Origin of the sequence: Halomonas sp. DP8Y7-1, assembly GCF_019801685.1 — a bacterium.
GTDB lineage: Bacteria > Pseudomonadota > Gammaproteobacteria > Pseudomonadales > Halomonadaceae > Halomonas > Halomonas litopenaei_A.
The window spans coordinates 50,293-62,792 of record NZ_JAHVIN010000005.1 but is presented as its reverse complement, the minus strand read 5'-3'; the positions used below and the strand labels follow the sequence as shown (position 1 = coordinate 62,792).

The following is a 12,500-nucleotide window of genomic DNA, read 5'->3' as shown; positions in this document are numbered from 1 at the left end:
CGCCCCTGTTGCGCCCAGCCCCTGTCGCGCCCCGCCCCTGTTGCCCCCTGCCCCAAAGCAAAGCCCCCGGCTCCGATGAAGGAGCCGGGGGCAGGTGCTGGACGCGGCAGTCAAAGGCGGCAAGCGATGGCTAGAGTCCGATCTGGCCGCCGTCTTCGCGCTGAATGACCACCGTGGCAGCACGCGGACGCACGCTGGAATCGGTGGCCTGGGTAGCATCATCGCTGGCAGGCCAGTTGCCAGGATGCTGGATGTTGATAAACAGCGCCGTCTTGTCAGGCGTCGAGAAGATACCCGTCACCTCGCAGCCGTTGGGACCCACACAGAAGCGCTTGAGCTTGTCCTGGTTGGCACCGGACAGCACCGCAGCCGCACCATCGGCACGCTCCAGTCCTGCCGGCACCACCGCCAGAACCTGGTCATTGGTGCTTTCGGCAACGCCCTCATAGCCATTGTCGGTCTGAATCCACAGGATACCCTGGCCGTCGCCGCGCTCGTCGAAGTAAAGACCGTCAGGACTGGCGAACTCGTTGTCGGCGGTCAGGCCCGACAGGTTATCGGCATCGCTGGCGGCGGCACCGAAGACAAAGACCTCCCATTCGAAAGCACTGGCATCTCCCCCCTCACGCCAGCGGATGATCTGCCCCGCCTCATTGTTGGCCCTCGGGTTGGCGGCATTGACCGGAGCGGTGGCGTAGCCATTCCCCAACGCCTCGATGCTGTCGCCATCGCCGGTCAGTGTCGCCTCGGTGCCTTCCTCGGTACGCTTGGAGTTGTTGGTAAGGGTCATGTAGACCTCACCGGTGGAAGGATCCACCGCGCCCCACTCCGGGCGATCCATCGGCGTTGCCCCCATCAGGTCAGCGGCATCGCAGGTATGGATGATCACCCCTGCCAGATCGTCGGCACCGAGCTCCAGGGCCTCGGCCAGGGGTCGACCATCCTGGGTGGTGGCTTGCGGCGTCAGCGGCAACCACTGGCCACTGCCATCGGCATTGAAGCGAGCCACGTACAGCGTGCCCTCATCCATGTACTTGCTGCCTAGCGCCAGGCGGTCGGCCTCGGCACCGGGCGCGATGGCATCCGCCGGGTCCCAGACCGCCCTGGACACGAACTTGTAGATGTACTCGTTGCGGGAGTCGTGGCCAGAGTAGAACACGACCGGCTGGCCAGCCTCCAGCTTGCCCGGCCAGCACCCCTCGTGGCGGAAACGCCCCAACGCCGTGCGCTTCACCGCTTGCTTGCCGGTGTACGGGTCGATCTCGACGATATAGCCGAACTGACGCGCCTCGTTGCGATAGTCGCCGGTGGCATCGCCATCGCCGGGGTTGCCGATCAGCCGGGTAAACTCGTCATCACGTTCGCTGGCGTCGCCAGCTGCGGTTTCCCAGCCATAGCGACCGCGCCCGGTGGCGATGCCAAGACGATCATCGTCCCGCGTCCGCCCTTCGTCCTTGACGAAATAATCCGGCCAGTTTTCTTCGCAGGTCAGATAGGTGCCCCAGGGGGTATACCCATTGGCACAGTTATTGTTGGTGCCCCGCGCCTGGGTTCCCCCCGGAGAGAACCGGGTCTTGACGTAGTCACTGCCGGCCACCGGGCCAGACAGGTGCATCGGCGTGGCACTGGTATAGCGACGGTTGTAACGGGATCCCTTGACGTGACTCCAGTGTCCGTTGGCGCCCTTCTGCACCTCTACGACCGTGACCCCGTGGGCATTGATTTCCGTTCGGACTTCATCGGCAGGACGCTTGCCCTCCGCCATGTTGGTGGGACCGCCCTGGGGCGCCCACAGGGCATTTTCATCAATGTACTCATTGTTCATCACCAGCAGGAAGCGCTCAGAGCCGCTGGCATCATCCAGAGCGAAGGGGTGCATGCCGTCGTGGTGCATGCCGACGCTGGCTGCCTGTCCCTCTGGCGTCATTGCCAGGTCTTCGCGCCATTGGGGGGCGCTGTCATCGAGCGGGGTCCCCCAGGGCACCAGTACCTGGGCGGTATACCCCGCAGGCACCACTACCGCATCCGTGCGCGACCCTTTGACCGCGTCGAAGGCCAGTGCCAGCGGCGTCTTGGACATGCCCGACCCATGCTGATCGGCGATAGCGGTCAGCCCGAAGCCCCCCAGCATGGACATGGCTGCCATACCCATGCCGCCCTTCATCACAGCGCGGCGCGACAGGCGACGATCGAGTATTGAAGAAAAGGGCTCATTGCTGCTGGGGTTCAACAGGCGGTGATCTTCGATTTCCTTGCTCATTGCGCAGTCCTCTCTTGGCCGTCGACGTGTGGAACGTCGGCAGACGGGATGTCGTTGCCGGCTGCGGGCCGGTGGCGGGCGGTCACTCGCGCCGATCTGCGCTATTGGGTGCGCTATCTCGGCGATGTCGGTCCTCGCGACACCCTAGGATGTCTAGATGACAGGGATGTGACGATGCGGTACGCCGGACAAAGCATAAGAGGTAACTGAAATGTTAAAAGGGTAACAATTAGTGAAAGAAACTAAGCTTACGTGACGACAGAGTGATCCAACGCTTGCTCTCGACAGGACCAGAACCATGTGGCATCTGGGACACCGACATCAGCGCATTCTGCTCATGCCGCAAAAGGCACCCTCTAGCGATGAGGACCCAGAACCTTGCTGGCACTGGGTACATTGCACCGATCAAAGGCAGCAGCGAGGGGGGAGCCACTCCCGGCTGGATCTCCTTGGTCAACTGGATCCTGCCCTACCCTGCGTGCTGGTCATGCCACCCCACACTATCGCTCTGGTGGCGCTAGAGCGGGGGGTACTGGGCCATAGTGACCCGCAAGCGTCACTCGACACGCTGATCGCGAAAGAGCTGTGTGTGAGTCGACAGAGCCTGGCGGTACATGTGCTCAATCAAGACCATCAGTACCTGGATGTGATGGTGATCCAGCGGGGACTGCTGGCCCAGTGCTTGAACCGGCTTCACCGCCAGCAGCTCCACCCCACCTGGTGGTCCAGCGCCTTCCAGGGACTGCCGTTGCCAGACCCTGGACATCTGGCGGTACTGCCCTGGGGCGACGACTGGATGCTCAAGTGGCGTCAGCCCCAGGCCCTGGAGAGGGAGCGTTGGCTCAGCTGGCCAAAGAGCCAGGAGCTGGAGCAGCTCAGCCAACAGTTGCCCGATGAGCTGCGCGATTCCCCATGGAATTGCCCGCTCGCTCCCGACGCCTCCAGCAGCCTCGACTGCCTGGCATTCTTCGCCCGCCATCTACCCGTCGACCTGCCAAGGGTGCCGAAGGACATGCAGGATCCAGGGGAGCTCTCTCAGGCGACGCCTGAAACAGCATAAAACCAATCAACGAATGCAACATGGGTGACGCCAAGTGTTCTCCAGATGGCGAGAACGGCATAATGCTTAAGCTCATCACGACAATGGAGTGTCCATGCCCGCCTCAAGGCCTGCCCCCGAGTCTTTCTTCAGGAGCTCCCTCTCCAGAAGCTGTTCCTCCAAGCGCCCTGTCTATGGGCGCTGTGTCTCCAGGGGCGCTGTCTCTCAACCGGCTCGCAGGGTCTTGAAGTGCTTAGTCTTGAAGTGCTTGGTCTTGAGCGGCATGTTGCTGCTGGGAGGCTGTGCGGCCTTCGCCCCAGCGCCACCGGCCCATCAGGACAATCTGTGCGACGTCTTTCGCCAGCAGCCGGACTGGTATGACGCGACGCGTGCCTCGTATGAAAAGTGGGGGACTCCCCCCTGGACCCAAATGGCGTTCATCAAGCGCGAATCGTCGTTTCGCAGCCACGTCAGGCCTCCCAGAACCACGCTATTGGGGTTCATTCCGTGGACGCGTCCCTCCTCGGCCTACGGCTACGCCCAGGCCCAGGATCCGGTCTGGGGAGAATACCGTGATGATGCGGGTGGGCTGTTCTCAAGCCGCAGCGACATGGACGATGCCACCGACTTCATCGGCTGGTACAACGCCCGAACTCAGCGCATGACCGGCGTCTCGCTGGCCAATCCGGAACACCTCTACCTGGCCTACCACGAGGGCCAGGGGGGCTACCAGCGCGGTAGTTATCGCGCCAAGCCTGCGGTCATGCGCGCGGCGCGCGAGGTTGCAACCACCGCCTCGCGTTATCGCGGCCAGCTGGCCGCCTGCGAGGCGGAGTTTCGTTGCGATGGATTCTTCGAGGTCTGGCCATTTTGCCGGGGTTGATCAGGCGCCCTCGGCCAGGCGCTCTGCGGCCACACTCAACAGGTGTTCGGTGGTCTCCCAACCAATGCACGCGTCCGTGACGGAGACACCGTAGCGCAGCTTGCCGGGGTCCAGAGGCTGCTTGCCTTCATGCAGATGGCTCTCGAGCATCACCCCGATCAGCGCCGTATCGCCCGCCAGCCGCTGGGCCAGCACGTCGAGCAAGACTTCGCTCTGGCGGCGGTGGTCCTTGCGTGCATTGGCATGACTACAGTCGACCATCAAGCGCGGCGGCAGCCCGGCCTCGCGCAGAGCTCTACGCGCTGCCGCCACCGCAGCAACATCGTAGTTCGGTTCGCCGTGGCCGCCCCGCAGCACCACATGGGTATGGGGATTGCCCTGGGTCTCGACCATCATCGGCTGGCCGTCGCTGCCTACGGCAAAATGTTGATGGGGATGGGCAGCACTGTGCATCGCATCTAGGGCCACCTGCACATCACCACTGGTGGCATTCTTGAAACCGACGACAGCCCCCAGGCCACTGGCCATCTCACGGTGCAGCTGAGACTCGGTCGTGCGTGCGCCGATGGCGACCCAGGCCAGCAGATCCTCCAGGTACGGGGCCATCATCGGCTGCAGAATTTCGGTGGCGACCGGCAGCCCCATCTCGACGATGTCCCGCATCAGCTGGCGCGACAGCCCCAGGCCACGGCTCATGTTGCCAGTCCCATCCAGGTCTGGATCGTAGGCCAGCCCTTTCCAGCCCACGGTGGTGCGTGGCTTCTCGACGTAGACGCGCATGACCACCAGGACACGATCGCGGATACTGGCCGCCAGGCCGGCCAGGCGCTCGGCGTATTCCAGGGCCGCCTGGGGATCATGAATCGAACAGGGCCCCACCACCGCCAGCAGGCGGTCATCTCGGCCTTCCAGTATGTCGCGAATTTCCTGACGCTGTGCTTCGACACGGTCCGCCAGAGTGGCGCTCAACGGGTACTGCTGCTTGAGCGACAGCGGTGCGGGCAATGTGGTCCCATTAGATCGATCCTGCACAGCAGTCTCTGGGGTCGTCGTGGCCATGTGGGAGGTCGTAGCAAGGGAGAGGGTCGCGGTCATGGTATCAGCTCCAAAGGGTCGTACATCGTTGAACATGTCGACCACCGAGGCGCTCACGGTCGGAGGTGGCCAGTTGGGCCGACCGCGTGTCGATAAATCGCCAGCCATACCCATAGGCGTAACCCTGGAAGTCGGCGTAGACGAAATCTCGATATGCGGTCATCGGTTATCTCCTGTTACCTGCCACTGCAGGCTGTCGCGACGCTCTGGAGCATCATGCCAAAAACAAAGAACCCCCGGACGGGCTGCCGTCCGGGGGTTCTGGGAGGCGGCCCTGGGTGGGAGCGCCTCGCGAGTGCCGACGTTGTCGTCAGGCCTCGCGCACCAGCGCCCCGGTATCAAACCAATACCAGGTAAAGCTGGACCAATAAAAGGACACGCCCGTCATCGCTTGCCCACCACTCAGCGACGCGACATCGGTCGCCAGCGCACCACTTGCGGAGCAAGATGCTCCGTCAGGGCAAGCTGTTGGCTGAGAGGTGACTGATAACATGGCGATCTCCTGAATCTGCCTTCATCCTGCCCGGCGCCGAGGCAAATGGCAACCCCTGACACCTATCCTGCTGTTGCCAGCGTCACCCAGGCGATGGTCGCCGGCAGGCACGTCATGCCCGCCATCACCACCAGGCCAAGAAAGATCGTCAGAAAGCCGCTCTCATCACGAAAGTCAGCCGGGTCGTGGGGGCTGTCATGGACATTGCCATGCGTCTTGCCGTGAACGCTGGCGTGGCCATCGGTGTGGCGCTGCTCAGGAGCGTTGTGGTGGGCCATGGAAGCCTCTTCTCATCGTTGGATTGTCAGGGCACACCACGAGTCTAGCTCACCAGAGCCTGCTGGCGAGGCCCCTCAGCGCAGATGGCGTCCACCATCGACGGCCATCACGGTACCGGTCACGTAACGATTGTCGAGCAGGTAGCGCAGACTCTGATAGATCACACCGGGGCCAGGCACCATGTCCATCAACGACTTCGCTCGCGCCTTGGCGGCATAGGCCTCGTCATCCTGTTCGTTCAGCATGATCAGCGCCGGCGCGATGGCATTGACCTGGATCCCCGGGGCGTACTGGGCCGCGAAGGATAGCGTCAGGTTATCCAATCCGGCCTTCGTCGCCGCATAGGCCGCGTGCTTCTTGGACCCCTTTTGCACGACGTAGTCGGTCATGTGGATGATATCGCGCTGGGGTTCGCTGCAGGCGTCCAGCAGGCTCTTGGCGTGCAGGTTGATCAGGTAAGGCGCCAGCATGTGGACGCGAAACAACCGCTCGAAATTGGCCCCGGCGTCGCTGTCCAGACTGTCCGGCGCCCAGTCACTGGCATTGTGGACGATTGCCCGCAAAGCGTTAGTCTGGCCCTTGAGGCGCTCGATGAAGTCAAGAATGCCGGCTTCACTGGAAAAATCGGCCTGAAGGGTCACGATGCCTCGCTGGCGCATGCTGTCCAGCTCCGCTCGCTCACGGCGATAGCTGACGATGACCGGATGTCCATCTTGCACCAGGCGCTCGGCACAGTGCCTCCCCAGCCGCTGGGCGCCACCGGTAATCAGGATCGGCGACGCGCTCACGGGGCCTCTTCCTTGATCAGGCTGCCGACCACCGGCACCAAGGGGTCACGCGGGGCATAGGCAAACACATCGGAAAACACCCGCGACGGCTCAAGACCCAGCGACGCCAGCACATCGACGCAGGCATAGACCATGCCAGGAGAGCCGGACAGGTAGACATCATCCTGCGACACATCCTCCAGGTGATCGCCCAGCGCCGCATCGATACGGCCATGGTGGGCGTATACCCGCTCACCATCGAAGCCTTCCTCGAAACCCGCCTCACAGACCGCGTGGAACACCAGGTTGTTGCACTCGGACACCCACTGTCGCGCCAGCTCCTCTGCATACAGGTCGCGTCGCTCCTTCGCTGCCCACCACAGGGTGATGGGACGCTCGGGGTGCTGATGACGGGCTGCCTCGACGATGGCCTTCATCTGGGCAAAGCCGGTGCCGGCGGCAATCAGCGTCAGGGGCCGGACACTCGATTCGTCCAGCACACAATCACCGCTGGGCAAGCGCACCGTCAGGTGCTCCGCCACCACCAGCATGGCGCGCAGTTGCGCCGAGTTGGAGCGCTCCGGCCAGTGTTGAATGTGCAGCTCCAGTCTGCCGTCATCGCGATGGCGGCTGGCGATCGAGAACGGCACCCAGCAGTCGTCTGACAGACGCATCTCCAGATACTGTCCCGGCGCATGCGCCATGGCCTCGGCGCGTCCTTCAAGCACCACACGAAATACGTCAGGAGTGAGATCCTCGACCTCGATAACCTGGCAGGTCAGGGTCCTTGCCGTCATGTCGACCTCTTGTCGGTGTCAGGGAGGGGAATACCATAGTCGTCCCAGCGTTCGCTGACCCGGGACTTTATGCTGTCGTCCATGCTGATTGCCACGCCCCACTCACGATCGGTCTCACCGGGCCACTTGCTGGTCGCGTCCAGCCCCATCTTGGAGCCGAGTCCGGCGACCGGAGAGGCAAAATCCAGGTAGTCGATAGGCGTGTTCTCGACCATCACGGTATCCCGGGCGGGGTCCATGCGGGTCGTGATCGCCCAGATCACGTCTTCCCACTGGCGGGCGTCGACGTCGTCATCCAGCACGATAACGAACTTGGTGTACATGAACTGACGCAGAAAGCTCCAGACCCCCATCATCACGCGCTTGGCGTGGCCAGGGTACTGCTTCTTCATGGTCACCACCGCCATGCGGTACGAACAGCCTTCCGGGGGCAGATAGAAGTCGACGATCTCGGGAAACTGGCGACGCAGGATCGGCACGAACACTTCGTTCAAGGCAAGCCCGAGAATCGCCGGCTCGTCCGGGGGGCGACCGGTGTAGGTCGAGTGATAGATGGCATCCTTGCGCATGGTCATGCGCGTCACCGTAAACACCGGAAACGTCTCTACCTCGTTGTAGTAGCCGGTGTGGTCACCATAAGGCCCTTCTGGGGCCGTATCATCGGGGTAGAGAAACCCCTCAAGGATGATTTCGGCGGACGCCGGTACCTGCAGGTCCGCATGACCACACTTCACCAGTTCGGTGCGCGACCCACGCAGCAGGCCGGCAAAGGCGTACTCGGACAGCGAGTCGGGCACGGGGGTGACGGCGCCCAGGATCGTGGCGGGGTCGGCTCCCAGAGCCACCGCTACGGGAAATGGCTCGCCAGGATGCTGTTGCTGGAATTCCTGGAAATCCAGCGCCCCACCGCGGTGGGACAGCCAGCGCATGATCAAGCGGTTCTTGCCGAGCTTCTGCTGACGATAGATGCCCAGGTTCTGGCGGGACTTGTGCGGGCCCTTGGTGATCACCAATGGCCAGGTCACCAACGGCGCCGCATCACCGGGCCAGCAATGCTGGATCGGCAGCATGTCGAGATCGACCTCGTCACCCTCGAACACCCGCGCCTGGACAGGTGCAGAGCGCACGGTCTTGGGCCCCATGCTCATCACCTGCTTGAAGATCGGCAGTTTTTCCCAGGCATCTCGGAAGCCCTTGGGGGGCTCCGGCTCCTTGAGGAAAGCCAATAGCTCGCCGACCTCGCGCAGCGCTTCCACCGACTCCTGCCCCATGCCCATGGCCACACGCTTCGGGGTGCCGAACAGGTTGCCCAGCAGCGGCATGTCGCTGCCTTTCACGTTTTCAAACAGCAGCGCCGGTCCGCCGGCCCTCAAGGTCCGGTCGCAGATCTCGGTAATCTCGAGATACGGATCCACTTCCGCGCTAACGCGCTTGAGCTCGCCAGCCGCTTCAAGACCCGCGATAAAGTCACGCAAGTCGCTATACTTCATGCGAATTTCTCGCTGTCAAATACACCAAAGGGGCAGCATAGCATGCTGCCCCTTCGACTGACCTCGAATGAACGACGATCAGCGCCGCTTCATGGCCTCAAAGAACTCGATATTGGTCTTGGTGTCCTTGAGTCGATCAATCAGGAACTCGGTCGCAGCCGTATCATCCATGGGATTGAGCAGCTTGCGCAGGATCCACATCCGCTGCATCTCGTCATCGGAAGCAATCAGGTCTTCGCGACGGGTGCCACTGCGACGGATGTTCAGAGCGGGATAGACGCGACGCTCGGCCAGGCGACGATCCAGATGGGCTTCCATGTTGCCGGTACCCTTGAACTCCTCGAAGATCACCTCGTCCATCTTGGAGCCGGTATCGACCAGAGCCGTCGCGATGATGGTCAGGCTGCCACCTTCCTCGATGTTTCGCGCGGCGCCGAAGAAGCGCTTGGGCTTCTCGAGTGCATGGGCATCGACACCACCGGTCAGCACCTTGCCCGAAGACGGCACCACGGTGTTGTAGGCACGGGCCAGACGAGTGATGGAGTCGAGCAGAATGACCACGTCCTTCTTGTGCTCGACCAGCCGCTTGGCCTTCTCGATGACCATCTCGGCGACCTGTACATGACGCGCCGGGGGCTCGTCGAAGGTAGACGCCACCACTTCGCCGCGCACTGTCCGCGACATCTCGGTCACTTCCTCCGGACGCTCGTCGATCAGCAACACGATCAGCTGGCATTCGGGGTTGTTGCGCGTAATGGATGTCGCAATATTCTGCAACATCAGTGTCTTACCAGCCTTGGGCGGAGACACGATCAGACCACGCTGGCCCTTGCCGATGGGCGCCGTGAGGTCGATGATGCGGGCCGTCAGATCCTCGGTGGAACCGTTGCCGATTTCCATGCGCAGACGATCCTGCGGAAACAGCGGCGTGAGGTTCTCGAACAGGATCTTGTGCTTGGCGTTCTCCGGACGATCAAGGTTGATCTGGCTGACCTTGAGCAAGGCAAAGTAGCGCTCGCCTTCCTTGGGGGGGCGAATCTTGCCGGAGATGGTGTCGCCCTTACGCAGGTTGAAGCGACGGATCTGAGAGGGCGAGACGTAGATGTCGTCGGGGCCGGCCAGGTAGGAACTGTCGGCACTGCGCAAAAATCCGAAACCGTCCTGAAGGATCTCCAGTACGCCATCGCCGAAGATGTCTTCGCCGCTCTTGGCGTGCTTCTTCAGAATGGCAAAAATGATGTCCTGCTTGCGGGACCGGGCCAGATTATCGATACCCATCTCGCGTGCGATATCGAGAAGCTCCGGCACGGGCTTTTGCTTGAGTTCGGTCAGATTCATCAGAGTTCAGAAATTACTCGTGGAAGCCGGGCGACAGGGCGCCGTGGGGCGAAAAAAGGACACGCCGATTGAGTGCGTTCAGAGCCCGGGGCTGCTCGTGCGAGGCCTGGTAAAGATGATAGGGCCATGGGCTGGATTCTCCAGAAGGGAGAACCACGCCAGCGTCTGGACGAGGGAGCAGATTCATTCGCCATTGCCAGATCTCGATTGCTGGAACCCTTGGGGGGGCTCTGGCAGAGCTGGCATCGTGCGGGCTGTCTGACGACTTGGGATGGTCACGCCGCGGCAGCGACGCGACCGGGAAAACACATTCGAAACAGGCGAATGACCCGATACTAGACAAGCCGGCGAGGGAACGCAAGCCCCCTGCCTCCCACAGATCATTGACATACCAGAAAGCGATACGCAACCTTGACCCATCTCCAGTGAAGGACCCCACATGAACCAACCCTCGGATTCGCTCAGCGCCCTGCGTGAGACGCCCCATGACCCCGGCAAGGACCCGGCTCGCCTGGCCGCCATCGATCTGGGCTCCAACAGCTTCCACCTGCTGGTGGCCAATTATCAGGACGATCGGCTTCAGGTGGTGGCGCGACTGGGCGAAAAGGTCCAGCTGGCAGCCGGGCTCGACGATGACGGCTACCTCAATGAGGACGCCATGGCGCGCGCACTGGACTGTCTGGGGCGCTTCGCCCCCTTCCTTGAAGGGATTCCGGCGACGCGCATGCGTGTCGTGGGCACCAACGCCCTGCGCGACGCCCACAATAGTCAGGAGCTGATCGATCGCGCCGAAGCCTTGCTCGGCACGCGCATCGAGATCATCGCCGGTCGCGAGGAGGCCCGCCTGATCTATCTGGGCGCGGCCCATGCTCTGGCGGAAAGCGGTCGACGCCTGATCGTGGATATCGGTGGCGGCTCCACCGAGTTCATCATCGGCGAACAGTTCGAGCCCAAGGCGCTGGAAAGTCTCTCCATGGGCTGCGTCACCTTCACCCGCCGCTTCTTCGGCGATGGCGACATCACCGAGAAGCGCATGCGTAACGCCGAGCTTGCCGCGCTGTCGGAGCTCGCCAACATCCGTCGCCCCTATCAACGTCTGGGCTGGGATGATCCGGTCGGCTCCAGCGGCACCATCAAGGCAGCAGCTGCGGTGTTGCATGCTGCAGGTGACTCCCCTGAAGGCGTCATCACTCGCGATGGGCTGGCCAAGCTGCGCAAGCGTCTGATCAAGACCAAACAGCTGGACAAGGTGTCGATGGAGGGTCTGAAGGCCGATCGTGCACGAGTGTTTCCGGCCGGGGTGGCGATTCTCAGCGCTATCTTCGAAGCCTTTGAGCTGACGCAGATGCGCTTCGCCGATGGCGCCCTGCGCGAAGGGGTGCTCTACGACATGGCGGGCCGCAACAGTCCTGAGGACTCGCGCCTGAAGAGCCTGGAGACGCTGGCCCGCTACAATGCCGTGGACACACGCCAGGCCGACAATGTCGCCGCCTCGGCACGGGCCATGTTCGAGCAGGTCAAGCAGGACTGGAACCTGGACGAGGAGCGCGGACGCTATCTGGAATGGGCCGCCTGGATGCATGAGATCGGCCAGTCCATCTCCCATAGCCAGTTCCACCGTCACGGCGCCTATCTGCTTGAATACTCCGACCTGGCCGGCTTCTCGCGCCCGGAGCAGCGCCTGCTGTCATTCCTGGTGCGGGCGCACCGCCGCAAGTTTCCGCTCAAGGAGTGGCAAGCGCTGCCCGAAAGCGAACAGCGCGACAGCCAGCGCCTGGCCCGGCTGTTGCGCCTGGCGGTCATTCTCAACCATTCGCGCCCCGAGCAAGCGCCCGCGGCGCCGCGCCTCGAGGTGGATGACGACACCCTTCACCTGCACTACGAAGGTGGCGATGAGCCGGGACTCTTGTGCACCGACCTGGAACGAGAAGCCGACTATCTTACCAGCACCGACTTCGCGCTGGTGCTGCATGCGGTGACCCCTGACAGCTGACGACGTGGCCAGACAACAGACGCATGCTGGCGGGATCATCTTGCTGGCTGGCGGGATCACGTAGCA

11 protein-coding genes are annotated in these 12,500 nt (G+C 62.6%); 3 read left to right on the top strand and 8 right to left on the bottom strand.

Annotated elements, in window-relative coordinates; translation table 11 throughout:
- Positions 1-130 precede the first annotated feature (130 nt).
- On the bottom strand, positions 131-2,260 hold the full coding sequence (locus KUV41_RS05805; protein ID WP_222484929.1) for a PhoX family protein: 2,130 nt from the start codon (positions 2,258-2,260) through the stop codon (positions 131-133).
- A gap of 487 nt (positions 2,261-2,747) precedes the next feature.
- On the opposite strand from KUV41_RS05805, the gene KUV41_RS05800 reads away from it, so the two are divergent.
- Entirely contained in the window at positions 2,748-3,320 is a 573-nt protein-coding gene (locus KUV41_RS05800; RefSeq protein ID WP_222484927.1) for a hypothetical protein, read from the top strand.
- 262 nt (positions 3,321-3,582) lie between these two features.
- Positions 3,583-4,182: a lysozyme-like domain containing protein gene (locus KUV41_RS05795; RefSeq protein ID WP_222484925.1), complete on the top strand. Its 600-nt coding sequence runs from the start codon at positions 3,583-3,585 to the stop codon at positions 4,180-4,182.
- Here KUV41_RS05795 and KUV41_RS05790 read toward each other — a convergent pair whose 3' ends face one another.
- The 7 genes from KUV41_RS05790 to rho all read right to left on the bottom strand — a co-directional run bounded on the left by KUV41_RS05790 (position 4,183) and on the right by rho (position 10,441).
- A complete protein-coding gene (locus tag KUV41_RS05790; RefSeq protein WP_222484922.1) occupies positions 4,183-5,277 on the bottom strand; it encodes a 3-deoxy-7-phosphoheptulonate synthase in 1,095 nt (364 codons plus the stop codon).
- A 4-nt stretch (positions 5,278-5,281) separates the two neighbouring features.
- Entirely contained in the window at positions 5,282-5,440 is a 159-nt protein-coding gene (locus KUV41_RS05785) for a hypothetical protein (protein ID WP_206940276.1), read from the bottom strand.
- A 392-nt stretch (positions 5,441-5,832) separates the two neighbouring features.
- Positions 5,833-6,048 (bottom strand): hypothetical protein, encoded by a 216-nt coding sequence (locus KUV41_RS05780; RefSeq protein WP_222485778.1) that lies wholly within the window; start codon positions 6,046-6,048, stop codon positions 5,833-5,835.
- A 75-nt stretch (positions 6,049-6,123) separates the two neighbouring features.
- Positions 6,124-6,837, bottom strand: coding sequence for a dihydromonapterin reductase (gene folM / locus KUV41_RS05775; RefSeq protein ID WP_222484921.1), 714 nt, complete (start codon positions 6,835-6,837; stop codon positions 6,124-6,126).
- Positions 6,834-7,613, bottom strand: coding sequence for an FAD-binding oxidoreductase (locus KUV41_RS05770; protein ID WP_206940280.1), 780 nt, complete (start codon positions 7,611-7,613; stop codon positions 6,834-6,836). Before KUV41_RS05770 ends, folM begins: the two co-directional genes overlap by 4 nt.
- Positions 7,610-9,103, bottom strand: coding sequence for a 4-hydroxy-3-polyprenylbenzoate decarboxylase (ubiD, locus tag KUV41_RS05765; protein WP_206940282.1), 1,494 nt, complete (start codon positions 9,101-9,103; stop codon positions 7,610-7,612). The genes KUV41_RS05770 and ubiD overlap by 4 nt, the downstream gene beginning before the upstream one ends.
- A 78-nt stretch (positions 9,104-9,181) precedes the next feature.
- On the bottom strand, positions 9,182-10,441 hold the full coding sequence (gene rho / locus KUV41_RS05760; protein WP_206940285.1) for a transcription termination factor Rho: 1,260 nt from the start codon (positions 10,439-10,441) through the stop codon (positions 9,182-9,184).
- Positions 10,442-10,880: 439 nt separating this feature from the next.
- On the opposite strand from rho, the gene ppx reads away from it, so the two are divergent.
- Entirely contained in the window at positions 10,881-12,434 is a 1,554-nt protein-coding gene (gene ppx, locus KUV41_RS05755) for an exopolyphosphatase (protein WP_222484919.1), read from the top strand.
- The last annotated feature ends 66 nt before the right edge of the window (positions 12,435-12,500 follow it).

Excerpts from the sequence above, each read along its gene's own strand:
- KUV41_RS05795 (WP_222484925.1), top strand. The coding sequence starts at position 3,583 with ATGTTGCTGCTGGGAGGCTGTGCGGCCTTCGCCCCAGCGCCACCGGCC.
- KUV41_RS05805 (WP_222484929.1), bottom strand. The coding sequence starts at position 2,260 with ATGAGCAAGGAAATCGAAGATCACCGCCTGTTGAACCCCAGCAGCAAT.
- KUV41_RS05790 (WP_222484922.1), bottom strand. The coding sequence starts at position 5,277 with ATGACCGCGACCCTCTCCCTTGCTACGACCTCCCACATGGCCACGACG.
- KUV41_RS05800 (WP_222484927.1), top strand. The coding sequence starts at position 2,748 with ATGCCACCCCACACTATCGCTCTGGTGGCGCTAGAGCGGGGGGTACTG.
- KUV41_RS05780 (WP_222485778.1), bottom strand. The coding sequence starts at position 6,048 with ATGGCCCACCACAACGCTCCTGAGCAGCGCCACACCGATGGCCACGCC.
- KUV41_RS05785 (WP_206940276.1), bottom strand. The coding sequence starts at position 5,440 with ATGACCGCATATCGAGATTTCGTCTACGCCGACTTCCAGGGTTACGCC.
- rho (WP_206940285.1), bottom strand. The coding sequence starts at position 10,441 with ATGAATCTGACCGAACTCAAGCAAAAGCCCGTGCCGGAGCTTCTCGAT.
- ppx (WP_222484919.1), top strand. The coding sequence starts at position 10,881 with ATGAACCAACCCTCGGATTCGCTCAGCGCCCTGCGTGAGACGCCCCAT.
- KUV41_RS05770 (WP_206940280.1), bottom strand. The coding sequence starts at position 7,613 with ATGACGGCAAGGACCCTGACCTGCCAGGTTATCGAGGTCGAGGATCTC.
- ubiD (WP_206940282.1), bottom strand. The coding sequence starts at position 9,103 with ATGAAGTATAGCGACTTGCGTGACTTTATCGCGGGTCTTGAAGCGGCT.